Annotated in this window: 20 protein-coding genes and 1 tRNA gene; 10 read left to right on the top strand and 11 right to left on the bottom strand. The window is 74.5% G+C overall.

Features of this window, described 5'->3' with window-relative positions; genetic code table 11:
* Positions 1-15: 15 nt before the first annotated feature.
* Both FH608_RS16065 and FH608_RS16060 read right to left on the bottom strand, forming a co-directional pair.
* Positions 16-109, bottom strand: a tRNA-Sec gene (locus tag FH608_RS16065).
* Positions 110-258: 149 nt separating this feature from the next.
* Positions 259-903: a TetR/AcrR family transcriptional regulator gene (locus tag FH608_RS16060; RefSeq protein WP_193318446.1), complete on the bottom strand. Its 645-nt coding sequence runs from the start codon at positions 901-903 to the stop codon at positions 259-261.
* A 131-nt stretch (positions 904-1034) separates the two neighbouring features.
* On the opposite strand from FH608_RS16060, the gene FH608_RS16055 reads away from it, so the two are divergent.
* Entirely contained in the window at positions 1035-1772 is a 738-nt protein-coding gene (locus FH608_RS16055; RefSeq protein ID WP_193318445.1) for an SDR family NAD(P)-dependent oxidoreductase, read from the top strand.
* Between the two features lie 44 nt (positions 1773-1816).
* Here the strand turns inward: FH608_RS16055 and FH608_RS16050 are convergent, their stop codons facing one another.
* The gene (locus tag FH608_RS16050; protein WP_139631524.1) at positions 1817-2770 is read right to left on the bottom strand and encodes an NAD(P)-dependent alcohol dehydrogenase; all 954 of its coding nucleotides are present in this window, start codon (positions 2768-2770) and stop codon (positions 1817-1819) included.
* A gap of 97 nt (positions 2771-2867) precedes the next feature.
* On the opposite strand from FH608_RS16050, the gene FH608_RS16045 reads away from it, so the two are divergent.
* From FH608_RS16045 to FH608_RS16035, 3 genes are all read left to right on the top strand, one after another.
* Complete coding sequence (locus tag FH608_RS16045) at positions 2868-3548, top strand: TetR/AcrR family transcriptional regulator (RefSeq protein WP_139631286.1); 681 nt, start codon at positions 2868-2870, stop codon at positions 3546-3548.
* 77 nt (positions 3549-3625) lie between these two features.
* A complete protein-coding gene (locus tag FH608_RS16040) occupies positions 3626-4867 on the top strand; it encodes an FG-GAP-like repeat-containing protein (RefSeq protein WP_139631285.1) in 1242 nt (413 codons plus the stop codon).
* 128 nt (positions 4868-4995) lie between these two features.
* Positions 4996-7335: a hypothetical protein gene (locus FH608_RS16035; protein ID WP_139631284.1), complete on the top strand. Its 2340-nt coding sequence runs from the start codon at positions 4996-4998 to the stop codon at positions 7333-7335.
* A gap of 7 nt (positions 7336-7342) precedes the next feature.
* Here the strand turns inward: FH608_RS16035 and FH608_RS16030 are convergent, their stop codons facing one another.
* Positions 7343-10132 (bottom strand): AAA family ATPase, encoded by a 2790-nt coding sequence (locus FH608_RS16030; protein WP_226899577.1) that lies wholly within the window; start codon positions 10130-10132, stop codon positions 7343-7345.
* Positions 10133-10248: 116 nt separating this feature from the next.
* Between FH608_RS16030 and FH608_RS16025 the strand changes: the two genes are divergently transcribed.
* Together FH608_RS16025 and FH608_RS16020 are read left to right on the top strand one after the other, a co-directional pair.
* Positions 10249-11118, top strand: a complete 870-nt coding sequence (locus tag FH608_RS16025; RefSeq protein ID WP_139631282.1) for a helix-turn-helix transcriptional regulator — start codon at positions 10249-10251, stop codon at positions 11116-11118.
* Positions 11119-11144: 26 nt separating this feature from the next.
* Positions 11145-11897 carry an SDR family NAD(P)-dependent oxidoreductase gene (locus FH608_RS16020; protein WP_139631281.1) on the top strand — a complete coding sequence of 251 codons (753 nt, stop codon included), beginning with the start codon at positions 11145-11147 and terminating at the stop codon, positions 11895-11897.
* Positions 11898-11982: 85 nt separating this feature from the next.
* Here FH608_RS16020 and FH608_RS16015 read toward each other — a convergent pair whose 3' ends face one another.
* On the bottom strand, positions 11983-15090 hold the full coding sequence (locus FH608_RS16015) for an AfsR/SARP family transcriptional regulator (RefSeq protein WP_139631280.1): 3108 nt from the start codon (positions 15088-15090) through the stop codon (positions 11983-11985).
* Between the two features lie 157 nt (positions 15091-15247).
* Between FH608_RS16015 and FH608_RS16010 the strand changes: the two genes are divergently transcribed.
* Complete coding sequence (locus FH608_RS16010) at positions 15248-15703, top strand: carboxymuconolactone decarboxylase family protein (RefSeq protein ID WP_139631279.1); 456 nt, start codon at positions 15248-15250, stop codon at positions 15701-15703.
* Between the two features lie 90 nt (positions 15704-15793).
* Positions 15794-17092, top strand: coding sequence for an FAD-binding oxidoreductase (locus FH608_RS16005; protein ID WP_139631278.1), 1299 nt, complete (start codon positions 15794-15796; stop codon positions 17090-17092).
* A 37-nt stretch (positions 17093-17129) separates the two neighbouring features.
* On the opposite strand, the gene FH608_RS16000 is transcribed toward FH608_RS16005, so the two are convergent.
* Both FH608_RS16000 and FH608_RS15995 read right to left on the bottom strand, forming a co-directional pair.
* Positions 17130-17990 carry an alpha/beta fold hydrolase gene (locus FH608_RS16000; RefSeq protein ID WP_226899576.1) on the bottom strand — a complete coding sequence of 287 codons (861 nt, stop codon included), beginning with the start codon at positions 17988-17990 and terminating at the stop codon, positions 17130-17132.
* A gap of 346 nt (positions 17991-18336) precedes the next feature.
* Positions 18337-19065 carry an SDR family NAD(P)-dependent oxidoreductase gene (locus FH608_RS15995; RefSeq protein WP_139631277.1) on the bottom strand — a complete coding sequence of 243 codons (729 nt, stop codon included), beginning with the start codon at positions 19063-19065 and terminating at the stop codon, positions 18337-18339.
* Between the two features lie 82 nt (positions 19066-19147).
* Between FH608_RS15995 and FH608_RS15990 the strand changes: the two genes are divergently transcribed.
* Entirely contained in the window at positions 19148-20080 is a 933-nt protein-coding gene (locus FH608_RS15990; protein WP_139631276.1) for an AraC family transcriptional regulator, read from the top strand.
* 25 nt (positions 20081-20105) lie between these two features.
* On the opposite strand, the gene FH608_RS15985 is transcribed toward FH608_RS15990, so the two are convergent.
* Positions 20106-20699 carry a TetR/AcrR family transcriptional regulator gene (locus tag FH608_RS15985; protein WP_226899575.1) on the bottom strand — a complete coding sequence of 198 codons (594 nt, stop codon included), beginning with the start codon at positions 20697-20699 and terminating at the stop codon, positions 20106-20108.
* Between the two features lie 130 nt (positions 20700-20829).
* Between FH608_RS15985 and FH608_RS15980 the strand changes: the two genes are divergently transcribed.
* Complete coding sequence (locus FH608_RS15980; RefSeq protein WP_139631274.1) at positions 20830-21855, top strand: aldo/keto reductase; 1026 nt, start codon at positions 20830-20832, stop codon at positions 21853-21855.
* 38 nt (positions 21856-21893) lie between these two features.
* Here the strand turns inward: FH608_RS15980 and FH608_RS15975 are convergent, their stop codons facing one another.
* The 3 genes from FH608_RS15975 to FH608_RS15965 are packed head-to-tail and all read right to left on the bottom strand — an operon-like array spanning position 21894 to position 24111.
* Positions 21894-22847, bottom strand: coding sequence for an ABC transporter permease (locus FH608_RS15975; protein ID WP_139631273.1), 954 nt, complete (start codon positions 22845-22847; stop codon positions 21894-21896).
* Entirely contained in the window at positions 22844-23722 is an 879-nt protein-coding gene (locus tag FH608_RS15970) for an ABC transporter ATP-binding protein (protein ID WP_139631272.1), read from the bottom strand. The genes FH608_RS15975 and FH608_RS15970 overlap by 4 nt, the downstream gene beginning before the upstream one ends.
* Positions 23719-24111 (bottom strand): GntR family transcriptional regulator, encoded by a 393-nt coding sequence (locus FH608_RS15965; RefSeq protein WP_139631271.1) that lies wholly within the window; start codon positions 24109-24111, stop codon positions 23719-23721. The genes FH608_RS15970 and FH608_RS15965 overlap by 4 nt, the downstream gene beginning before the upstream one ends.
* Between the last annotated feature and the right edge of the window lies 1 nt (position 24112).

Here is a 24112-nt window from a genome sequence, read left to right as displayed (position 1 = left end):
CCGCTTCGCCGATCAGCGGAGGCGGACGGGAATCGAACCCGCCGCGCCGAGATACTCGGCGCCACTGGTTTTGAAGACCAGGAGGGCCACCAGGCTCCCAGACGCCTCCGAAATTGATCATAGACCCATGAACCCCATAAGGATCACGCACAAGCGGTCGAAGCCGCACGCTCTTCCCCCGCGGCATCGAAGGTCGCCCGCCCGGCACCGCGACGTCGGCGATCTGCCGGGGACGGGCGGCTCACCACGTGGCGGGGATCAGCGCTCGCCGGGGTTCAGGTCCGTGAGGGACAGGTGGCGTGGCGGCGGGTACGGCAGGCTCCGGCCCGTGGAGGCGGCGACGCCGTCGAGGACCAGGTCGAGGTAGCGGTGCCACGCCTGCGGCTCGGCGGCCAGCAGCGGCGCCGCCGTGTGCTGGATGCCGCTCAGCAGCAGGACGACGTCGGTGCCGGTGAGGTCGGGGCGGGCGGCGCCCTCCTGGCGGGCGCGGGCGGTGAGCTCCTCGACGACGTCGCACAGCCGGTCGATCGCCTCGCGCACCTGCGGGTGGCGCACGGACGGGCGGCCGACGACCTCGCAGAAGGCCCGGTCCCTGACGAAGCTCCGCACGCCGGCGGCCATGAACTCGCGCAGCGCCGCGCCGGGGTCGCCGGCCGTGAGCAGCTTCGTGGCGGTCTCGATGAGCTCGTCGAGCATGCCGAGCACGATCGCCGCCAGGAGCTCCTCCTTGGAGGAGAAGTGGCGGAAGACCGTCCCCTTGCCCACCCCGGCGCGCTGGGCGATCTCGCCGATGGACACGTCCGCGCCGCACTCGGCGAAGGCTTCGGCCGCGGCGTCCAGCAGGAGCCGGCGGTTGCGCACCGCGTCGCTGCGCGAGGGGCCGGCGGACGTCGTCTCCGTCATGGGTCTCCCTTCCGCCCGCCAGTCTACCCCCCAAGGTGACCAGCCGGTCCGGTTCGGTGCTAGCCTCAAGGTGACCGGGCGGTCCGCTTTCGTGGGCCGCCGCATCGGCTCCCTGCGGAAAAGGAAGAATCATGAGCAACACGCTGGACGGCAAGGTCGTTCTCATCACCGGGGCGTCGTCGGGCATCGGCGAGGCCACCGCACTGGCCCTGTCGGCGGAGGGGGCCAGGGTCGCGGCCGGGGCCCGGCGCTCCGAGCGGCTGGAGGCCCTGGCCGGCAAGGCGCCCGGCGAGATGCTCGCCCTCGACCTGGACGTGACCGACCAGGAGTCCGTACGCGCCGCGGTCGGGCGGACCGTCGAGCGCTTCGGCGGCCTGGACATCCTGGTGAACAACGCCGGGGTGATGCTCCCCGGCCCGATCGCGGGCGCGGACGTCTCCGAGTGGACGCGGATGGTCGAGACGAACCTGCTCGGATCGATGTACACCGTTCACGCGGCGCTGCCGTACCTGCTGGAGCGCAAGGGCGCCGTCGTGCAGGTCTCCTCGACCTCGGGCCGGATCGCCTCGGCGGGCAACGGCGTGTACGCCGCGACCAAGTTCGGGGTCACCGCCTTCTCCGAGGCGCTGCGACAGGAGGTCACCGCCCAGGGGGTGCGGGTCGTGGTCGTCGAGCCCGGCTTCGTCGCCACCGAACTGACCGGCCACATCACCGACCCCACGATGCGGGACACCGCGCGGCGGCTGGCCGCCTCCATGCGCACCCTGCAGCCGGGGGACATCGCCGACGCCGTCGTGTACGCGCTGACCCAGCCCGAGCACGTCGCGGTGAACGAGATCCTCATCCGCCCCACCGACCAGACCCAGTAACCCTCCCGGCCGCACGCCGGAGGGCGCGCCCGGACCGCGCCCCCTCAGATGCGGATGACCAGCTTGCCCCGCACGCCTCCGGCCTCCAGCGCCCGGTGCGCCTCGGCGACGCCGGCCAGCGGGAACACCGTGTCGACCACCGGCCTGATCGCCCCCGACTCCACGTACGCCGTCAGGTCGGAGAACAGCCGGTGCGTCGGATCGCCGCTGAAGGCCCGCACCCGGCGCGACCCGAACACGGCCGAGGCGGCGATGTAGCCCAGCGACCCGGCGAGGTGGTCGACGTCGAAGGCGATCGCCACCATGCGCCCGCCCCGCCGCAGCAGCCCCCGGTAGGTCCGCGGCTCGCTCCCCACCGTGTCGAGCACCACGTCGAAGCGCCCGAGCTCACTTGCAGCCGTACGCGCGTAGTCGAACACCTCGTGGGCCCCGAGCTCGCGGACGAAGTCGAGGTTCCTGCCACCGGCCAGCGCGGTGACGTGCGCCCCGAGCGCCCGCCCGAGCTGGACGGCGACGCTGCCCACCCCGCCGCTGCCGCCCCTGACCAGCAGCCGCTCCCCCGGCCGCAGCCCCGCCTTGTCCCGCAGCGCGGTGATCGCCGTCGTGCCCACGCCGGGCAGCGCCGCGGCCTGCACCAGATCCAGCCCGGCGGGCGCGAGCGCGATGTTCCTGGGCCGTACGACCACGTACTCCGCCGCCGCCCCGAACCGGCGCCCCAGCCCGCCCCAGACCCGGTCCCCCACGCGGGGCCGGGCCACGCCGTGCCCCACCGCGACGACCTCGCCGGCGAAGTCGATCCCGACCCGCTTCGGGAAGCCCCGCTCGACCAGGTCGGTGACCAGCCGCATCCGTCCCGACCGCCCATACAGCTCGCCCCCGTTCACGCTGGAGGCGTGCACCCGGACCAGCACCTCGCCCGGACCCGCGACGGGCTTGGCGAGGCCGCCCTCGTACAGCACCTCCGGTGGCCCGTACCGGTCGTACAGGGCCGCGCGCATCATCTCGTTCACCGGTCTCCTCTCCTGGAATTCCCGTCGCCAGCGACACTAATGCGCGAAGCGGATAGACCTGTCCACTTACGCTAATGTGAGAAACATGCCTGCTCACCTCTCTCACCTGCGCGCCGACGCGCAGGCCAACCGCGAGCGCATCCTGCGCGCGGCCCGCGACGCCTTCGAGACCCGCGGCCTGGACGTGCCCATGGCCGCGATCGCCCGCCGCGCCGGCGTGGGCATGGCCACCCTCTACCGCCGCTTCCCCACCCGCGAGTCCCTGGTCACGGAGGTCTTCACCGACCAGCTGGCCGAGTGCGCGGCGGCCGTCGACGAGGCCGTCGCCGACCCGGACGCCTGGCGGGCCTTCCGTACCGTCGTGGAGAAGGTGTGCGCGATGCAGGCCGCCGACCGGGGCTTCACCACCGCGTTCCTCACCGCGTTCCCGGAGGCGGTCGACTACGAGGACCTCCGCACCCACGCCGAGCGGGGCCTGGCCGAGATCGTCCGGCGCGCCAAGGAGGCCGGCCACCTGCACCCCGGCTTCGAGCCGGCCGACCTCGTGCTGCTGCTCAAGGCCAATGACGGCGCCACCGCCGACGCCGGCGAGGCCGCCCCGGCCGCCTCGCGCCGCCTGGTCGCCTACTTCCTGCGCGCCTTCCGCGCCGACCCCAGGGCCGACCCCGAGGTCGGCACCGCCCCGCTGCCGCCGGCGCCCCCGTTCTGCCTCGAACACCTCTACGGCCGTCCCGCACCCGCGCCCGCGGCCCCTTCCGGCCGCTGACCCCGGGGGTTCGCGGGCGTCCGCGAACTGTCCCGTTCCGGTGGCATACGCGGGTCCGGATCCGCAATCATCGGCCTATGTCACGGCGGCTCCTGCTCGGGATCACAGCGCTGCTCCTCGTCACGACCGGGTGCGAACAGGGCGCGGGCGCCGCCCCCGCCTCGCCGGCGCGCCCGTCCGGCGCGGCGCAGGCGAACGACTGCTCCAAGGCGAGCGCGCGGGACTTCGACGGCGACGGCCGCGACGACGTCGCCGTCGGCACCAGGATGTCCATGGGCGGCCAGGTGTCGCTGCTGAGCGCGGACAAGCTCGTCCAGCTGACCGTTCCCGACCCGGCCGCCGAGGCGGTCGGCGCCTCGGTGGCGCTGGCCCGGATCAACGCCGACGGCTGCGCGGATCTCGTCGTCGGGGCCCCGTACACGAAAGTGGACGGCAAGGGCAGCGCGGGCGCCGTGTACGTCCTGTACGGCCGCGACGCCGCCCCGCCCAGGAAGATCGTCTCGCCCGAGCCCCGGGCGAACGCGCGGTTCGGCGCGGCCGTGGCCGCCTACGACGGGATGATCGCCATCGGGGCGCCGCAGGAGAACGACGACGGGTCCGAGAGGGCCGGCGCGGTCTACGTCGCCGGCGCCGAGGGCACGCCACTCCGGCGCATCACCCAGGACACCGAAGGGGTGCCCGGCAACAGCGAGTGGAACGACGGTTTCGGCACCTCGGTCGCCATCGGAGCGCTGCCGGACGGCCGCATGGGCCTGCTGGTCGGCTCGCCGCACGAGCGCCAGGACGGCGGCGGCATGCAGACGCGCAACCGCATCGGGCCGTACGACGGCGCCCTGACCATGATCCCCGACGTGCGGGCCGCCGGGATCGAGGCCGTCAAGTACGAGGGCGGCGACGAGTGCGCGCTCGGCGACGCCGTCGTCTACGTCCCCGGGGGCAGGTGGGCCGCCACGGAGGGCCGATGCGGCACCGTGCACGTCCTCGACGAGAACCGATACGTCGACACCAGCACGTGCGGAGCGTGCGGCACCTCCGCCGGCCGCTCCGCGCTGGCCGCCGCGCCCGACGGGCGGGTGGCCGTGGCGTGGGGCGACTCGGCGCAGGTGCTGACGATGAGGGAGTACGAGACCGCCTCGATCGTCCCCACGCTGCCCGGCGGCAACCTTCCGGTGGCCTTCTACGGGACGCGGCTGGTGTTCGGCATGCCGGGCGAGACGCCGCCCCAGGGGGTGACCGTCTTCGACCCGGCGACCGGCAGGCACAAGCGGGTCATCACCTCCAACGGCGAGGTGGAGGGCGTCGGCGAGGCGCTCGGCTGACGCACCCCGCGGCGCCGACCGGCCGCCCGGCAGGGCGATGAATTCCGGGCTCACGTCACGGTTTGATCGACTTCCTGGCGGCTCGCTAAGGTGGGGCGCTTCGACCGCTCGCCCCCTGAGAGATGGCCATGCGTCGCTACCGATTCGGCGGGATCGCCGCCCTGATCGCGCTCGTCCACCTGGCCGCGGTCACCGTGCTGGGCACGCTCGCGCTGGCCACCGACCAGGGCGACCTGCTGTGGCAGCTCGTCACCCGCAACTCCAGCCTGGACTGGTACGCCGAGCCGGGCAAGGACACCTTCGCCCTTCCCTGGGGGCTGACGCTCCTGCTGATCCCCATCGGGGCGCTCCAGGCGTGGGCCCTGTGGCAGGTGCTGCGCGGCCCCGCCCGCGGCGAGCCGGCCCGCCGGGGCCGGAGCGTCGCCCTGCTGCGGCTGGCCCTGTACGCCGGCGTCGCCTGCGGCCTGGTCCTCGTCGCCGGCTCCCCGCTGATCCTCGCGCTGCGGATCTCCTGGATCTGGTCGGCGATGGGAATCGTCTCCGCTGTCGTGCAGCTGGCCGTCGTCTGGCTGTTCTTCCTGGTGCTGCGTGACACCGTCTCGCGCGGTCTGCGGGTGTTCTCCCTCGTCGCCGGGACCGTCGCCGGCGTGAGCGGCCTCGGCCAGGAGATCGCCGGCCTGTTCGACGCACTCTCCGCGACGCGGATCCTCAACCTCGCCGGAGGGTACGGGTTCGTCTCGATGGCGTGGTGCGTGTCCATCCTCATCGCCCAGGCCAGGGACCGGCGCTGGAGCGCGGCGACCGTACGGATCGGGGTCATCGCGCAGGTGGTGGCCTTCCTGCAGCCCGACGGGTTCGTCACCTTCGGCGGCAACGGCTTCCCCTCCATCCTCACGTTCTACACGCTCCTCGGCGCCGTCAGCGTCTTCGGGCTGGTGTGGGAGGCCAGGACCGCCCACGAGCTGGCCGGCCCCGTTCCGCTACCGCTCCCCCAGCGAGAGCCGGCGCGGGCGGCGGGGCGGGCGGCGGCGCGGTGGTGGCCGCTGGCCGCTCTGGCGGTCGCGCTCCCGCTGCTCCCCGCGGCGCTCAACCTCGCGCGCGGCCGGTACCTCTCGATCGGCCCCAGGGGCGTGATCGAGGAGTTCGTCCGCGTGAACGGGGGCAGCACGAACGCCATGGCCTGGTTCGCGCTGGACGCCTTCGTCGGCGTCGGCGGCCCCGCGCTGCTGGTCCTGGTGGCCGTCCTGCGCCGGACCCGCCGCGTCCTGCGGACGACGACGCTCGCGCTGAGCGTCGCGGCGGCCGTGGCCGCGGTCAGCGCGTCCAGGGCGACGCCGCCGTCATGGGAGTTCGGCTACGAGGGCACGCAGATCTACCCGGAGGGCATGTTCACCCGGGGGGCGGACGGTGAGGTGTTCCTCGGCATCTCACCGTCGTGGTACGGAGCGGCCCTGCTCGCCTCCGCCCTGCTCCTGCTGGTGCTGTACCCGGCCGCGCCCGCCCGGCGCGTACGCCGCCACGTCCTGCCGGCCGGGCTCGCCACGCTGCTGGCGCTCGCCTTCGTGCCCGCGGCGGACCAGACGCGCGGCCCGGTGACCGCCGCCGAGGACTGCGTCCCGCACGACAGGTGGACGGGCGAGCCGCAGGTGCCGGAGCTCACCCGGGACCAGCGGCTCGTGTGCTCGCTGCGGCAGGCGAACGTGATCGCGTTCGCGGCCACCACGCCTGACTCGGTGATCCTGGCCCACGCCCGCCGGCTGTGCGGCGTCTACACGCGCAACGATCCCGAGGAGGTGGCCCGCCTGCGGGCGGTCGAGGGGCTGACGCGCGAGGTGCTGACGTACCCGCTCGCGCAGGTCTGCCCGAGCGCGGCGGCCGTGGTCAGCGCCGCCACCGCCGAGCGGGAGCGGGAGAACCAGGAGTGGGAGGACGACGCCCGGCGCATGTGCGACGCGAGCCCGCGCCACCGCCCGCGCATCGAACCGGCCAGGGCCGTCCGCCTCAGGGAGCCCCAGTGGACGGACTACGGGGTGCTGGACGCGTACGAGCCGACCGAGGACGGCGCGGACCCGTTCGATGACGGCCTGCTCGAACGGGCCCAGGACGACGGCCTGGTGGCCGCGCTGCCCGGCCACCTGATGGTCCTGACGCACTCCGACTTCGACATCTGCGTCACGCTGGAGACCTACGACCGCCGCCCGCCGGTGGAGACCAGGGGCTGGGACCACGTCGCCGAGGTCGGCTACCTCAGCCCCACCGGCCGGATCGTGCTCCGGGACGATCTGAGCGGCACGGAACTGCCCGACCTCTCGCTCGACGGCCGCGCGGGACACTACCGGATCCGCGTGCACTACGACTGGTTCGACTGGAAGGGGCCGCAGACGGGTGGCCAGCGCCTGCTGATCATGGCGTTCCCCGGCAAGGGGGACAGGCCGGTCACGCACCGCAAGCCGCGCGAGCGGGGCTAGGGGCGTCTCAGGCGGGGCCGGCCGGCGGCCGCGGCGCGGGGGCCGGCGGGGCCTGGTCGAGCTCGGCGAGCGCGGTCCTCAGCTCGGCGCGTCCCTTGATGCCGAGCTTCGTGAAGACCTTGCGCAGGTGGTACTCGGCGGTGCGCGAGCTGATGAACAGCCGCGCGCCGATGTCGCGGTTGGTGAGCCCTTCGCGGGCGAGGCGCGCCACGTTGAGCTCCTGGTCGGTCAGCCGCGCCGCCGGATGGTGCGCGCGCACGCGTGGCGTCTCGCCGCCGGCGCTCAGCTCTCGGGCCGCGCGCTCGGCGAAGCCGTTCAGGCCGCAGACCGACAGCACCTCGTGCGCCGCCCGCAGCTGCCCGCGCGCGTCCTCGTGCCGGCCCTGGCGGCCGAGCGTCTCCCCGTACAGCAGGCGGCAGCGCCCCACCATGATCGGGATCCGCTCGTACTCGAAACGCTCGATCGCCTCCCGGTAGAGCGTCTCGGCCTCGTCGCCGTCGCGTACCTGCGCCTGCGCCATGGCCAGCACGGCCAGCGCCCAGTTGGTGCCCACCGGCCGGGTGACGCCGGCCAGCTGCTCGTAGGCCTGCTCGGCCAGCGCCTGCTCGCCGGTGTGCGCGGCGGCCTCCACGAGTTCGAGCAGGGTGCGCATGGCGTGGCTCAGCTCGTGGGTGTACGGCAGCTCGCGCCGGCCGGAGGTCACCGCATCGGCGAAGCGGCCCAGGCCGTTGTAGAGGACGGCCTCGGCGAAGTTGACCGCGCTCAGCCCGTAGCCCTCGCCGCGCTCCCGGGCGTCGGCCCGGATCTGCTCGCCCAGGCGCAGCGTCTCGCCGGCCTGCCCCCGGTAGGCGCACAGGAAAAGCCGCCCGTACGGCGGCAGCGGGTGGCCGGTGACGTCCTTGATGGCGTCGATCTCGTCGCAGGAGGCCTCGACCGCGTCCAGGTCGCCGTCGACCGTCTGGGCCAGCATCAGCAGGCTCAGCGCGATCGGCAGCACGGTCACGACGCCTTCGGCGCGGGCCAGCTCGACCTGCCGGTCGGCCAGGGCGCGCAGGGCTCGGGCGTCCCACAGGTCCTGGGCGGCGCGGGAGGCGAACCACATCCAGTGCAGCTCCAGCGCGTCGGGGGCCTGGTCGAGGAACGCGCGCTGCGCCCGGCGCAGGGTCGCGATCGCGGCCTCCTGCCCCTTGGCGGCCAGCAGTGCCTGGCCGCGCAGGATCAGGTCGCGCGCGCGGTCGGAGTCCTCCTCGGCGGCGGTCGCCTCCAGGATCGCGTTCGCGACGGCGGCCACCTGCTCGGCGTCACCGAGCCGGCCGCCGTAGATCGCGGCCGACAGCGCCTCGATGTAGGTGTCGCGGGCCAGCACCGGGTCGAGCCCTTCCAGGCCCTGCGCGGCGGCGAGCAGGAGCCCGGCCCCGCTGCTGTCGCGCCGCAGCGCGTATCCGGCGCGGGCGCGCAGCCGGGTGACGAGCGCCTCCTGCAACGGGGTGAGGGGGTGGTCGCGGGCGGTGTCGAGCAGGCGCAGGGCCTGCGCGGGCGCGCCCGCGTCGTGCTTGGCCTCGGCGGCGGCGATCAGCCGCCGGCCGCGGGCGACCGGCGTGGGCGTCAGCTCCGCCGCCCGCTCCAGGAACGCGCCGGCCGCCGCCGCTCCGCCGCGGCGGCGGGCGCGCACCGCGGACCGTTCGAGGTCGGCGGCGACCTCCTCGTCCGGCAGCAGCGTCGCGCCGGCCCGGTGCCAGGCCCGGCGGTCCGGGTCCTGCTCGGCGCTGGTGACGCCGGCCAGCGCGGCGTGCACGCGCCGCCGTTCCTCCGGCGAGGCGGCCCGGTAGACGGCCGAGCGCACGAGCGGGTGGCGAAAGCCGACGCGCGTGCCGACGACGAGCGCGTCGGCGGCCTCGGCGGCGTCGAAGTCCTCCGGGCCGAGCCCCAGGGCGGTGCTCGCCCGCCACAGCAGCCCGGGGTCGCCGGTCGGGTCCGCGGCGGCCAGCAGCAGGAGGAGGCGGGCCGAGCCGGGCAGCGGTTCGAGCTGGGCGACCAGGCTCTGCTCGATGCGGCTCTGCAGCGGCATCGAGCCGGTGAAGGCGAACCCGCCGGCGACCTGCGCCGGGCTCAGCGCCCGGGGCAGCTCGCGCAGCGCGAGCGGGTTGCCGCGCGCCTCGGCGATCAGCTGGTCGCGTACCCGCCGGTCGAGCCCGCCGGGCGCGGCCAGGCGCAGCAGCTCGCGCGCGTCCTCGTGGCCCAGCCCCTCGACGACCAGCTGCGGGAGCCCGGCGAACGCCTCGCCGACGGCGCGCATGGAGAGCACGACGGCGATGCCCTCGGCGTCCAGGCGCCGGGCGGCGAACGCGACGGCGCGCGCCGACGCCTCGTCCAGCCACTGGGCGTCGTCGATGACGCACAGCAGCGCCCGCTCGCCCGCGCGCTCGGTGAGCAACCCGAGCAGGGCGAGGCCGACGAGGAACGGGCTGGGCGCGGAGGCGCGGCGCAGCCCGAACGCCGCCTCGATGGCCTCACGCTGCGGGGCGGGCAGGCTCGCGGCCGAGCTCATCATCGGCCCGCACAGCTGCTGCAGGCCGGCGTAGGCGAGCTCCATCTCGGACTCCGACGCGACGATGCGCTCGATCCGGACGCCGGTCGCGGCGCGGGCCGCCATGCGGTCCAGGAGCGCGGTCTTGCCGACGCCCGCCTCGCCGGAGACGACCAGTGCGCCGCTGCGGCCGGCGCGGGCATGCTGCACCAGCGCGTCCAGCTCCGCCAGCTCACGTCGCCGTCCCCGCAGCGGCACGCTATCGCGCACGATGCCCCCTTCGGTGGTGTTTGCGGTGCATGGGGCCTCTGTCCAGCAGACTAGCCGAGACGCCCGCGCCGCAGACACCACCGCCCGCACGGTCGCCCGGGACATAGCATGACGTGATGGGTGTTTCCCGGCTCTCCACAGATGCGCGGCAGCGGCGCAGTTCCGAGATGCGCGCATTCCTCCGGTCGCGGCGAGCCCGGGTGGCTCCCGCTGACGTGGGTCTGCCGGCGGGCGGGGGCCGCCGTACGCCCGGGCTCCGGCGGGAGGAGGTGGCGGTGCTCGCCGGCGTAGGGGTGTCCTGGTACACCTGGCTCGAGCAGGGACGCGACATCAACGTCTCCGCCGACGTCCTGGACGCCATCGCCAGGGTGCTGCGCCTGGAGCCCGCGGAGCGTGAGCACCTGTACCTCCTCGCCGGTCTCAACCCGCCGCAGGCGCCGCCGTCCGAAGGACGGGTCCCCGATGCCGTGCGGCGACTGCTGGAGGGCTGGCTGCCGCGGCCCGCGTACGTCATCGACCGGCACTGGAACGTCCTCGCGGTCAACCGCGCGGCGGAGATCGTGTTCCAGTGCAACGAGTACGACCACAACTGCCTGGTCAGCTTCTTCACCAACGCCCGCTACCGTGCGGCGGTCGTGGACTGGCACGACGCGGCGCGAGCGATGATCGGCCTGTTCCGGGCGGACGCCGCCCGCTACCCGGACGATCCCGAATTCGGCCGCCTGGCCGCGGACCTGTGCGCCGCGAGCCCCGCCTTCGCCGAGATCTGGGCGGAACTCCCCGTGGGCGGCTCCACCCACGGCACCAAGGCCCTGGAGATTCCCGGCCTGGGGACGCTGACTTTCGAGGCCACCGTCCTGCCGCTGCCCGAACTGCCCGGCCACCGCCTGTCGCTGCTCACCCCCGCACCAGGGACGGGAACGAAGGCTCTGCTGGAGCGCTTGGTGGTGGTGTCAGACCCAGGTTCGGCCAACACTGCCGCGTGAGCTCGCACCGTTCGAGGATCGTCGGCATGAAGCGATTCACGAACAGAACAGCTTTGATCACCGGCGGCACCAGCGGCATCGGCTTCGCGACCGCGCGCAGGCTCCTCGACGAGGGCGCGTACGTCGTCATCACCGGCCGCGACCAGGCCCGCCTCGACACCGCGGCGGAACGCCTGGGCTCCGGGCGGGTCCTGCCCGTCCGCGCGGACGTCAGCGTCGACGCCGACCTCGATCTCCTCGTGCGGCGCGTCGAGACCTGGCGCGGCGCCCTCGACGCGGTCTTCGCCAATGCCGGAATCGCGGACTTCAGGCCGGAGTTCAGCCCGAAGGACTTCGACCACACCGTCGGAATCAACTTCAAGGGAGTGTTCTTCACGATCCAGAAGGCACTGCCGCTGATGGGCGACGGAGGCGCCGTCGTCATCAACGCCTCCTGGACCCTGCACCGCGGCCTCCCGGTGGCCTCGATCTACGCCGCCAGCAAGGCCGCCGTGCACAATCTCGCCCGCACGCTCGGCACCGACCTCGCGCCGCGCGGCATCCGCGTCAACTCCGTCAGCCCCGGCTACATCGAGACCGAGATGTACCGGTCCGCCATCGACCCCGACGCGGAGGCCCGCATCACGGCGGAGGTGCCGCTCGGCTCGCTCGGCCACCCGGACGATGTCGCCGCCGCCGTCGCCTTCCTGGCCTCGGACGACGCGTCGTACATCACCGGCCAGGACCTCGTCATCGACGGCGGCCTCGTGGGAGCGGCGCCCCTCGGGCTGCGTCTTTGACAGCCGTACAACAGTCGTGGCAGTGCGCGCCGAGCGCCGCCCTGCTCGCCGCGGTCGCCGTCCTGGCGATCACCGGTGACCTCGTTCAGGTGGGGCCGCCTTCCTCGTCAACGGGCGCCGGCTGCGCGCCGCCTTCCCCAGGCCGCGGTGAGGATGCTCCGGACACGCGGGGCAGGGCGTCCGCGGCCCGCTCGGCCTCGCGCCGGTCGCCCAGCTCCACGGCCAGATCGAGCGCCGCACCGCGCAGGCGCGCGGCCTGGCCCGGCTCCCCCATGGCGGCCGTGGCCTCGGCCAGGCCGTTGAGCGCCTTGGCCTCGCCGCGCCGGTAGCCGAACCGGCGATACAGCTCCAGCGCGCGCTCATGGTGCTCGCGGGCCTCGGCGTGCCGGCCCAGCCGCGCGCAGGCCACGCCGAGGTTGTCCAGGGCGTCGGCCTCCACGCCCCCGCTGCCGATCTCGCGCGACAGGGCGACCGCCTGGCGATGCAGATCGGCCGCCTGCGCGTACCGGCCGAGCCGCTCGCGTACCACGCCGAGACGATCCAGTGTCACGGCCTCCCCGAAAGCGTCGCCGAGCTCGCGGAACAGCCGCAGCGCCCGCAGGTTCGCCTCCCCGGCGGCCTCGTGGTCGCCCTCCTCCGACCGCGCCCGGCCCAGCCCGACCAGCGCCCTCGCCTCGCCCCGCCGGTCCCCGGCCGCGGCGCAGGCGGCCAGCGCCCGCTCGAAGTGCTCGCGGGCCAGGTCGTGGCGGCCCCGTACCTGATGGACCCAGCCGAGGTCGGTCAGCGCCCGCCCCTCACCCGCCGCGTCCTCCCGGTGCCGGGCGGCGCGCAGCGCCTTGCCGTACAGGATGAGCGCGTCGTCGTGGTGGGCGTGGTCGTAGAGGTAGCGATACAGCGTGGTGGCCAGGGCGCTCGCGTGCCCCGGGTCCTGGTCGGCGGCCAGGACGAGGTTGGCGCGTTCGGCGTCCAGCCAGGCCAGCGCCCCCGACGCGTCGCCCGGGGCGAACGGCGGGCGGGCCGAGCGCTCGACGCCCGGCCGGCGGTGCGCGCTGTCGGGATAGAGCACGTCCATCGCGGCGGCCGCCGTGGACAGCTGGTGGCCCAGCAGCCGGGCCAGCGCGGCCTGCCGGGCCTCCGGCGGCTCCTGCTCGGCCGCCAGCTGCGCGGCGTAGCGGCGCAGCAGGTCGTGGAAGAGGTAGCGGCCGAACGCGTGCTGCTGGAGCATGTGCGCGTCCAGCAGCTCCTCCAGCAGGTCCGCGGCGTCCTCCGGCGACAGGCCGGCCAGCGCGGCGGCGGCGTGGGGGGTGATGTCGCGGCCGGGATGCAGCCCGACCAGGCGAAACAGCCGCTGCTGCTCGGCCGGGAGCTGCCGGTAGGACAGGGTGAACGCGGCGGCCACCCCGCGTTCCGACGTGGCCAGCTCGGTGAGCCTGCGGCGCTCGTCACGCAGCCGCTCGGCGAGATGGGCCACGCTCCAGCGGGGGCGGTGGCGCAGGCGGGTGGCGGCGATGCGTACGGCCAGCGGCAGGAACCCGCACAGCAGCAGCACCTCGGTGACCGTCTCCGGCTCGGCGTCCGCGCGCTCCCCCACGATGCCGGCGAAGAGCGCGGCGGCGTCGCTGAGCGGCAGCACGTCCATGGACAGGGGCCGCGCGCCGTCCAGGTCGGTGAGCCGGTGGCGGCTGGTGATGAGCACCAGGCTGGTGGAGGCGCCCGGCAGCAGGGGACGGACCTGCGCGGCGTCGACGGCGTTGTCCAGCACCAGCAGCACCCGGCGGCCGGCCAGCTCGGCCCGCCACAGCGCGGCCCGTTCCGGCTCGGAGGCGGGGATGCGCTCGGCCGGCACGCCGGCCTGCCGCAGCAGCACCTCCAGCGCCTCGCCCGGCTCCAGCGGCGGCCGGCCCGCCGTGTGGGCCTGCAGGTCGATGAAGAGCTGGGCGTCGGGATACCGCTCGGCGAGCCGGTGCGCGGCGTGGACGGCCAGCGCCGTCTTGCCGATGCCGGCCATGCCGTCGATCGCGTGGATCGTCACCGGTTGGGGGGCGGGCTCGCACAGCTCCTCCACCTGTACGGAGCGGCCCGCGAAGTCGGCGACGTCGTACGGGAGGAAGGCCGACGGGGGCCTGCCGATCGCCGTGACGGTGCCCGGCCCGGCCACGGCCGCGACCGCGGAGGTCACACCCGCCGTCACACCTGGCCCGCCCGCCGACGCGGGAGTCCGGCTCATCGTCGTGCCTGGCATACCCACCGACGCAACGGTCCCGACCGCCGACGCGCCCGGTCCACTCGTCGCCCCCGGCGCGCCCACCATCGCGGCCGGCCCGCCCGCCGACGCAGGTGGGACGCCGGGCGATGCGGCCGGTGGGACGGCGGATGTAGCCGTCGGCGGCGCGATGGTCGGCGCGGACGGTGGGACGGTGGGTGGGGTCGCCACCATGAACGGGGGCGGTGTGGGGGGTTCGCCCCGCAGGACGGCCTTCTCCACGGCCAGAAAGGCGGGGCCTGGGTCGAGGCCCTGGGCGTCGGCCAGGTTGCGGCGGTAGTCGCGGCCAACGGCCAGCGCGTCGGCCTGGCGCCCGGCGTGGTGCAGGGCCAGCATCAACTGCCTGGCCAGCCGCTCGCGCAGCGGGTGCGCGGCCACCTCGCCGGCCAGCTGATCGAGGAGCTGCTCGTGCCGCCCGGCGGCGAGCTCGAGTTCGGCCAGCCGTTCCAGGGCTCCCAGCCGCCGGTCCTCCAGCCGGGCTCGGGCCGCGTCGGTGTAGGCGGCGTGGACGCCGGCGAACGCGGGTCCCCGCCACAGCGCGAGCGCTTCGCGCAGCCTGCCCACGGCCGTGTCCGGCTCGGACTCCGCCCCGGTCACGAGCGCGCTGAACTCCCGTACGTCGAGCTGCCCCGGCTCCGGGTCGATCACGTATCCCGCCGGGCGGGTCCGCAGCAGCCGGTCGGCGCCGGCCGCGCGCAGCGTGCGCCGGATCGCGGTCAGCGCCGCGTGCACCTGCGCCCTGGCGGTCTCCGGCGGCGTCGGACCCCAGATCGCCTCGCTCAGCCGCTCGATGCCGATCGCCGTGCCGGAGTGCAGCAGCAGGTAGCCGAGGAAGGCGCGGTGCCGCGGCGCGAGCGGGGGAAGCGCCCGGCCCTCGACGGACACCTCGACCGCCCCCAGGACCGTGAACCGTACATTCCCCTCAAACACTCGCAGAAGTGTATCGGCGGCGGCCAACGCCGCATCTTCCGCACATCGCGGACGTATTAACGGCCCTCGTGATGCTGGGCGTACGGCACGGCGGTCACCTTTTCCCGCCCTCTGTCGTCATGTCAGCGAACAGAACCTTCTCCGAGGAGACGAACCCTTGCAAGCACGTATGAAGCACCCCGCCATGGTCCTGCCCGGAGCGATGGAGGCGCTCCTGAGCCTGGGCAAGACCTTCGAGCAGGCGGGGGTGCCCAAGGTGACCGTGGACCTGGTGCTGCTGCGGGCCAGCCAGATCAACGGCTGCAGCGTGTGCGTCGACATGCACGCCAAGGACCTGCGCAAGCAGGGCGAGAGCGACGAGCGGCTGTTCGCGGTGGCCGCCTGGCGCGAGACGTCGTACTTCACCGACGCCGAGCGCGCCGCCCTCTCGCTGGCCGAGTCCGTCACCCGGCTGGCCGACACGGCCGACGCGGTGCCGGACGAGGTGTGGGACGAGGCCGCCGACCACTACTCCGAGACCGAACTCGCCGCCCTGCTGATGGCGATCGCCGGCATCAACCTGTGGAACCGGCTCAACGCCGCCACCCGGCAGATCGCGGGCACGGCGTCGTAGCCGTCGCCCTCGCCAATCCGCGAACCCGGCCGGCGACATTTCCCCGCTACGAGCACGGCCTCCTGCCGTGATGACCTAAGGAGCTCTTTGATGACCGACACCGAATTGCGACGTGCCGTCTCCGGCCGGGTGCTGCTGCCCGGCGAGCCGGAGTTCGAGCAGGCCGCCCGACCGTGGAACCTCGCGGTCACGCAGCGGGTGGCCGCCGTGGTCGAGGCCGCCGACGCGGCGGACGTCGCGGCGCTGGTCCGCTACGCCCGCCAGGCCGGGCTGACCATCACCGCCCAGCCCAGCGGGCACGGCGCCACCGGCGACACCGACGGCGTGATCCTGTTGCGCACGGGGCGGCTGGACGAGCTGACCGTTCACCCGGACGAGCGGTGGGCGCGGGTGGGCGCCGGCGTCATGTGGGGCCGCGTGCAGGCCGAGGCCGGCGCCCACGGGCTGACCGGCCTGGCCGGCAGCACGCCCGCCGTCAGCGTCGTCGGCTACCTGCTGGGCGGCGGGCTGAGCTGGTTCAGCCGCAGGTACGGCTGGGCCTCCGGCAGCGTGCGGGCCTTCGAGATCGTCGACGCCGACGGCCGCCAGGCCCGCGTGAGCGCCGCCAGCGACGCCGAGCTGTTCTGGGCGCTGCGCGGAGGCGGCGGCGACTACGCCGTCGTCACCGCCGTCGAGATCGACCTGTACCCCGCGCCCAGCGTGTACGGCGGGCGCATCATGTGGCAGGGCGACCGCACGCGGGAGGTGTTCGAGGCCTTCCGCGACCTGACCGACCAGGCCCCGCCGGAGCTGTCGCTGTGGGTCAACCGGCTGCAGATCCCCCAGGCGCCCCCGATGGTCGCCCTCGACGCCACCTACCTGGGCGACCCCGACGACGGGGCGGCGCTGCTGGACCGGCTCGGCAAGATCGACGGCGTGATCGCCGACAAGCGCGGCGTGATCGCCGTGGCCGACCTCGGCGACATCACCGCGGAACCCGTCGACCCCAGCCCCGCCGCCTCCCGCGTCGAACTGCTGACCGGGCTCGACGACCAGGCGATCGACACGCTGCTGGACGAGCCCATGGACCCGCTGCTCAACGTCCAGCTCCGGCACCTGGGCGGCGCGCTCGCCGACCCCTCGGAGGGGGCGGCCGGGGCCGTCGCCGAGCCGTACCTGCTGTACATGTTCGGGCTCGGCATCCCGGCCGTGGCCGCGGCGGTGGCGGCCAGGCAGGCCGCCCTGACGGCCCGGCTCGGGGCGGCGGTCAGCGGGCGCAAGCCGTACACGTTCCTGGCGCCGGGCGAGACGGCGGCGCAGGCGGTCACGGAGGAGAGCCTGGCGCGGCTGCGCGAACTCAAGCGCGCCCGCGACCCGCAGGCCGTCTTCCGGGCCAACTTCCCCGTCTAGGGGCGAGCGCCCCCGGTCGGAGGGGGGCTCGTGCCGGCTAGCGCCCGATCAGGGAGCGGAGGATGGGCCCGGCATGGGTCCACAGCACCGCGCCGCCGATCCCCGGCACGAGGTGCCGGACCGCGCCGGGAATGCGGGCGGCGAGCGTCGCCCCGTTGTCCGGCGAGTGGCCGGTGTCCTGCTCGCCGTACCAGACGTCGACCGGGACGGCGATCTTCGCGAGGTCGAACGGCCAGCGCCCCATGGCCAGCACCGCGTCGCGCGCGTAGCCGGCCGGGCCCTGGGCGAACCCCTCGTCCAGGGCCCGGCCGTAGGCCACCTCGAACCCGGGCTCCCGGTACACCGCCAGGTCGGTCTCCGGACTCCCCCGCATGACCATGTCCCGCATGGCGCCCGCGCCGAAGCCGGCGAAGATCTCCTCGGCTCCGGCCGGGTCGCGGGCCACCGTGTCGACGAGCCCGCGCAGCTCGGCGGGCAGCGCCCCGGCGAACTCCGGCGCGGCGACCTCGTCCGCGGCCGACACGAGGGCCAGCGCCGACGCGACGCCCTCCACCGCGCACGCCAGCGCGAACGGCGCGCCCTGCGAGTTGCCGACCACCGCCGGCGACCCCAGCCCCCGCACCTCGGAAAGATGGCGGAGATCGGCGGCGAAGTCGCCGAACGTCCGGCCGGGCGCGGGGGTCGAGGCGCCGAGCCCCGGACGGTCGACGGAGACCAGACGCACCCCGAGCGCGTCCACGGCATCCGCGCCGAAGCCGAGCCACCGGCTGGTGGCCGCCCCCGGGCACAGCACGACCGGAATGCCGTCCGAAGGCCCCCACTCGGCCCAGCCGAGCAGCCGTCCGTCGGGGAGCCGGCTCTCCCCGAGCCGGGCGGGATCATCGACGCGCACGCTCATGACCCCCATCCTGGCCGCGCCCGAGCCGCAGCCGCACCCGGTTTTCCCGCCGGCGCTGTCGGGCGGTGGGCGCCGGACGTCGATCGCCGGTCGAACATCGTGATGGCCGACCGCGCCGTCGACCCGTTTCCCGCCGGGGTCGCTCCCGACCTGCCACGGCCGCCGATCACCATGCCGCGGCCGGGACTCGACCCGCGCGGGCTCGGCCCCCGGACCGTCAGACTGCCCGAGGTACGTACGGTGCGCAGCACCCGCACCGCGCGCCGGCCGGTCACTGCTCCCGGCACCGAGGGCGCGGGCCACCCGATCGCCTCCGAGGTGGTGACCCGGGCCGCCGCAAGCGGTGTCAGCCGTCCAGGAGACCGGCAGGGAAGACGGCTTCGTGCCGGTCCCGCCCGGCGTGCATGTCCCACAGGATGTCGGCCAGCTCGGCCGGGTCGGCGGCGGCCATCTCGGGCACGGGCTCGCCCTGGGCCTGTCGCCGCCGGTAGTCCGCCTCGAACGGGGTGCCCAGGATGCGGGCTCCGATGTAGAGCGCGCCGACGTACACGCCCTTGCCGGCGACCTCGGCCGCGAGCGACTGCAGGTAGTTGCGCTGGGCGGCCAGGATCGTGGGCCAGCCGCTCATGTACGGCCGGCCCTGGACGGCGGCGGCCCCCTGAGCGCTGAGGAGAGCGCCGTCGCCCCGCTCGACCATGGCCGGCAGGAACTCCCCGACCAGCGCCAGCAGCGTGTACAGCGTGATCGGCAGGCGATCGCGCAGCGCCTCAGGGGTGAGGTCGGCCGCGGGGAGGAACGCCGGGTCCGTGGGCGCCGGCCCGTAGTACAACGCCGTGGGATCCCCGACGCGGGCGCGGATGCGCCGGGCGAGCGCCGGGACGGCGTCGGTCCGGTCGAGGTCGGCGGTGACCGCATGGGCGGTGACGCCGCCGGCGGACAGCTCCCGAGCGAGCTCGTCCAACGGCCCCTGGCGGCGGGCGACGAGGACGACGTCGTACCCCTCCTTGCCGTATCGGCGGGCGACGGCCTGGCCGACGCCCGGACCGGTGCCGAACACTGCGATGGATTTCGTCATGCCGCCCAGCCAATCCCACCGGCCCCCAGACGATCCATGGGCGAAACACCGAAATGCCTTTGCCATCGTCTACGCTACGGACGTGGACGTGCTGACCGACCTGCTCCACCGCGCCCGGGCGCACAGCGCCCTCGTCAGGCAGCTGATCCAGCCGCCACCATGGGCCGTGACCTACGCCGACGCGCCGCCGCTCACCGTCGCGGCCACGCTCGGCGGTCACGCCGTGATCCGGCTCGGCGACGCCGCTCCCACCCGGCTCGCCGCCGGCGACATCGCCCTCATCACCGCCCCCGGCGGCTACACGATCGCGGACGACCCGGCGACCGTCCCCCGCTTCGTGATCCGCGACGGCCGCAAACACCTCCCGACCGGCGCACCGGCCGCCCCGCACCCGGCGCTCGCCCCCCGCACGTACGGCGCCGGCCCGCCCGGGGCCACCGTCATGTTGCGCGGCGTGTACGACCTGCACGGCGACGCGGCCTCCCGCCTGCTCGACCTGCTCCCGCCGCTGGCCGTCGTGCCCGCGGGGCCACGCACCCGTGCGGCACTCGACCTGCTGTCCGCCGAGGCCGCCCGCGACGAGCCCGGCCAGGACGCGGTCCTCGCCCGGCTGCTCGACCTGGTCCTCGTGCTCGCGTTGCGGGCCTGGTGCACCAGACCGGAGGCGACGCCGCCCGCCTGGTACCGCGCGCTGGCCGACCCGGCGATCGGCGAGGCGCTGCGCCTGCTGCACGAGGATCCCGCCCACCGGTGGACGGTCGCCTCGCTGGCCGCCAAGGCCGGCATGTCCCGCGCCGCCTTCGCCCAGCGCTTCACCGCCCTGGTCGGCCGGCCACCGCTCGGCTACCTCACCGAGTGGCGCATGACCCTGGCCGCCGACCTGCTGCGCGACACCCGGCAGACCGTCGCCGCCGTGGCCCGCCAGGTCGGCTACCAGGATCCGTTCGCGTTCAGCGTGGCGTTCAAGCGCGCCCGCGGGCACACGCCCTCGGCCTGGCGCGGCTCCTCCCCCTGACCGGCGGCCCCCGAACCGCGCCGGATCAGGCGCCGGACCGGCTCACCGCGGCGCCGTAACGCAGCCCGTCCACGAGGAGCGCCACCATGCGCCGGCTGTACGCGACCCCCTCGTCCTCCACGGGCAGGCACAGATTGGCGACGGCGTACAGGAGGTCCTTGGCACTGACGTCGGCCCGCACCTCGCCGTTCGCCGCCGCCGCTTCGAGCAGCGACGCGCAGGTGGGCCCGAGCCGCTGCATGAAGTAGCAGGGCAGGGCGTCGAACGCCGGATCACCCGAGTGCAGGGCGCTCGCGAGCCCCCGCTTCGTGGCGAGGAACTCGGTGTAGCGCTGGAGCCACTTGTCCAGCGCCACTCCCGGCTCGTGCGCCGCGCTCAGCGCCGGAGCCGCGTCGGCGCAGGCGTCCACCTCGCGCTGGAACACGGCCTTGACCAGGTCAGAGCGCTGCGGGAAGTGCCGGTACAGCGTGCCGACGCCCACGCCGGCCAGATCGGCGATCTGCTTCGCGGGCGCGTCCACGCCCGAGGTGCCGAAGACCGCCTTGGCCGCCTCCAGCAAGGAGTCGACGTTGCGTTGCGCGTCGGCGCGCAGCCGGCGCGGCGCCGTGTTCTCCGTCACGACACTCCTTCGCTCTTGCATAAACGGAAAGCCTTTCCGTATAGTTCCGGAAGAGCTTTCCACTTAGCTCCAAGAGTACGGCATCCACAACCGCCTGCTACACCCCCGGCCACGATCCCCGGAGAAACCCATGCAGTACCGCACCCTCGGCCGCACCGGCATCAAAGTCAGCCCGTACGCCCTCGGCGCCATGATGTTCGGAGCCATCGGCAACCCCGACCACGACGACTCCATCCGCATCGTCCACAGAGCCCTCGACGCCGGGATCAACTTCATCGACACCGCCGACGCCTACGCCCACGGAGAATCAGAGGAGATCATCGGAAAGGCACTCAAAGGACGCCGCGACAACGTCGTCCTGGCGACCAAACTGCACCTCCCCATGGGCGACGACCCCAACCAGCGCGGCAACTCCAGACGCTGGATCATGACCGCCGTCGAGAACTCCCTGCGCCGCCTGCGGACCGACCACATCGACCTCTACCAGATCCACCGCCCCGACCCCGACACCGACGTCGAAGAAACCCTCTCCGCACTCTCCGACCTCGTCCACAGCGGCAAAGTCCACGTCATCGGCTCCTCCACCATGCCCGCCTCCGACATCGTCGAAGCCCAATGGGTCGCCGAACGCCGCAACCTCGAACGCTTCCGCACCGAACAACCCACCTACTCGATCCTCAACCGCGGCATCGAAACCGAGGTGCTCCCCGTCACCCAGCGCTACGGCATGGGCACCCTGGTCTGGAGCCCCCTCGCGCAGGGTCTGCTCACCGGCCGCATCCGCAAGGGACAGCAGACCGACCTCCGGCGCGCCGCCTACTTCAAGCACCTCAGCGACGAGCGCCGCCTCGACGCCGTCGAACGGCTCATCCCGCTCGCCGAGGACGCCGGCCTGCCACTCACCCACCTGGCCATGGCATTCGCCATCGCCCACCCCGGCGTGACCAGCGCCATCATCGGCCCCCGCACCATGGAACAGCTCGACGACCTGATCGCCGGCACCGAGGTCACCCTCACCGACGACCTCCTCGACCGGATCGACGAGATCGTCCCGCCCGGCACCGACGTCGGCACCCTCGACATGGCCTACCGCCCCCAGGCCCTCCAACTCCCCGGCCTCCGCCGCCGCCCCACCGCTGAACGCGCCGCCGCCTGACCGGTCCCGACCCGGGCCGACGCCTTTACAATGTAGATTCAGTGGAGGGTGCGGCGCACGGCCAGGGCTCCGAGGGCCGCCGACGCCAGCGCCAGGATCCCCGCCTCCGTCCACTGGAAGCGCCAGAACCTGGACGGCGGGTGGTAGTACACCGCGTACCGGTATCCCTTGCCGAACAGGCACGCCTGCCACGCCTCGGCGTTCCTGCTGCTCTGCCCGACATCCACCCGGCGCGGGCACCCGGTGCCGGCCGGCTCGGCGACCTCCCTCCCGGACGGCTCCACCCAGGCGGCTCTCACCAGCCGGGCGTCGTGATCGTCCAGCAGCACCGTGCCGGACAGCTCCGCACGCGCCGGCTCGGCGTAGTGGTCGCTCAGCTGGAACAGCGTGAACATCGACACCGCCACCCCGGCCACGACCAGGGCCATCGCGGGCAGAGTGCGCCGGAACAGGCTGCCGGCGGCGGTGCCGAGCGCGAACGCGTACAGCCACCACGCCGCCGGCGCCACCCCGACCATGTTGAACACGCCGATGTTGCCGAACGTGGAGTCGACCCCCGTCCTGAACACCGGCCGCCACAGGCTCACCATGACCGACAGCAGCAGCCCCCCGGCCACGACCGCCCCGCCCAGGAGCGACAGCTTGACCGCCAGCCACCGCCACACGGGCACGGACTGCGTCCAGGCCAGGCGGTGGGTGCCGCGCTCGTACTCGCGGGCGAGCAGCGGAGCGCCCCAGAACGCCCCGATCAGCGCGGGCAGCACCAGCGGCATCCAGCCGAACACCGAGTAGACCGCGTCGTAGCGCCGCCCGAGCGCCACCGCCACCTCGCCGCAGGCCACCGCGGGGCCGGGGCAGCCGGGCGGGGCGTGCTCGGCCACGTACCGGCTCGCCTCCACCGCCGAGCCCAGCAGCAGCACCCCCAGCACGGCCAGGAAGCCCGCCGTCACGATGATCTGCGCCCGGTGCTGGCGCCACGTCACCCAGATCACGCGCCCACCCCCGCCAGCCCCGGCAGCGCCGCCGACTCGGGGCTGCGCAGGTAGCCCATGACCAGCTCCTCCAGCCCGGGCCGCCGCGCCTGCCAGCGCGGATCGAGCGGCGGCGCGCCCCTGACCAGCATGGTGACCTGCCTGCCGGTACGGCTCGCGCCCACCACCCGCGTCCCCGCCGCCGACGCGCCGTCCGGCCCGGTGAGCACGAGGTGTCCGTCCAGCAGTTCCTCGATGTCGCCGCTGACCTGCAACCGCCCCCCGTTCAGCACGACCAGCCAGTCGCACGTCTCCTCCAGGTCGGAGACGACGTGCGAGGACAGCAGCACGGTCAGCTCCCGCTCGGCCACCTCCGCCATGATCGAGCGCATCACGTCGTGGCGGGCCAGGGGATCGAGGTTGGCCAGCGGCTCGTCCAGCACGAGCAGGTCGGGCCGGCAGGCCAGCGCCAGCGTGACCGCCACCTGCGCCCGCTGCCCGCCCGACAGCGCGCCCACCTTCCGCCCCGGCGGGATGCCCAGCCCGGCCAGCCGGTCGGCGGCGGCGGCGCCGTCCCAGCGGGTGTTCGTGCGGCGGCCGAAGACCAGCATCTCCGCGACGGTGAAGCTCTCGTACAGCGGCTTGTCCTGCGCCACGAACGCCGCCTCGCCGGCCACGCGGACGCCGCCCAGCGCGGGCCGCAGCAGGCCGACGGCCGCGTGCATGAGCGTGGTCTTGCCCGCGCCGTTGGGCCCGACGAGCGCCGCCACGCTCCCCTTCGGCACGGACAGCGAGCAGTCGCGCAGCGCCCACGTACGGCGGTAGCGGACTCCCAGGCCGGTCACCTCCAGCGCCGGCGCTCGGCGCGGACCCGTCACCTCCAGCCCCGGACTCATGCCACGCCCTCCTTCGCCGCGTCGGCCAGCACCACGGCGAACAGCGCCCGCAGGTCCTCCTGGTCGAGCCCGGCCGCGCGGGCGTCGCGCACCCACGCCTCCAGCGCGCGCCGCAGCCGCGTGTGCTCGGCGAGCGTCGCGCCCGCGACGCCCTGCCGGACGAACGTCCCCATCCCCGGCCGCCCCTCGACCAGCCCCTCGCGCTCCAGCTCCCGGTACGCCTTGAGCACGGTGTTGGGGTTGATGGCCAGGCTCTCGACCACCTGGCGGGCGGTCGGCAACTGGTCGCCGGGCCGCAGCGTGCCGAGCCGGAGGGCCTGTTTGACCTGGTGAACGAGCTGCAGGTACGTCGAGACGCCCGAGCCGCGGTCGAGGGTGAACTCGATCAAC

It is taken from the genome of Nonomuraea phyllanthi, assembly GCF_006334985.2.
Taxonomy (GTDB): Bacteria; Actinomycetota; Actinomycetes; order Streptosporangiales; family Streptosporangiaceae; genus Nonomuraea; species Nonomuraea phyllanthi.
This window is presented reverse-complemented; position numbering and strand designations above follow the sequence as displayed.

Bases quoted from the DNA above. Each gene is read 5' to 3' on its own strand.
- FH608_RS16060 (WP_193318446.1), bottom strand. From the start codon at position 903: ATGACGGAGACGACGTCCGCCGGCCCCTCGCGCAGCGACGCGGTGCGC.
- FH608_RS16055 (WP_193318445.1), top strand. From the start codon at position 1,035: ATGAGCAACACGCTGGACGGCAAGGTCGTTCTCATCACCGGGGCGTCG.
- FH608_RS16050 (WP_139631524.1), bottom strand. From the start codon at position 2,770: ATGCGCGCGGCCCTGTACGACCGGTACGGGCCACCGGAGGTGCTGTAC.
- FH608_RS16045 (WP_139631286.1), top strand. From the start codon at position 2,868: ATGCCTGCTCACCTCTCTCACCTGCGCGCCGACGCGCAGGCCAACCGC.
- FH608_RS16040 (WP_139631285.1), top strand. From the start codon at position 3,626: ATGTCACGGCGGCTCCTGCTCGGGATCACAGCGCTGCTCCTCGTCACG.
- FH608_RS16035 (WP_139631284.1), top strand. From the start codon at position 4,996: ATGCGTCGCTACCGATTCGGCGGGATCGCCGCCCTGATCGCGCTCGTC.
- FH608_RS16025 (WP_139631282.1), top strand. From the start codon at position 10,249: ATGGGTGTTTCCCGGCTCTCCACAGATGCGCGGCAGCGGCGCAGTTCC.
- FH608_RS16020 (WP_139631281.1), top strand. From the start codon at position 11,145: ATGAAGCGATTCACGAACAGAACAGCTTTGATCACCGGCGGCACCAGC.
- FH608_RS16005 (WP_139631278.1), top strand. From the start codon at position 15,794: ATGACCGACACCGAATTGCGACGTGCCGTCTCCGGCCGGGTGCTGCTG.
- FH608_RS16000 (WP_226899576.1), bottom strand. From the start codon at position 17,990: ATGAGCGTGCGCGTCGATGATCCCGCCCGGCTCGGGGAGAGCCGGCTC.
- FH608_RS15995 (WP_139631277.1), bottom strand. From the start codon at position 19,065: ATGACGAAATCCATCGCAGTGTTCGGCACCGGTCCGGGCGTCGGCCAG.
- FH608_RS15980 (WP_139631274.1), top strand. From the start codon at position 20,830: ATGCAGTACCGCACCCTCGGCCGCACCGGCATCAAAGTCAGCCCGTAC.
- FH608_RS15970 (WP_139631272.1), bottom strand. From the start codon at position 23,722: ATGAGTCCGGGGCTGGAGGTGACGGGTCCGCGCCGAGCGCCGGCGCTG.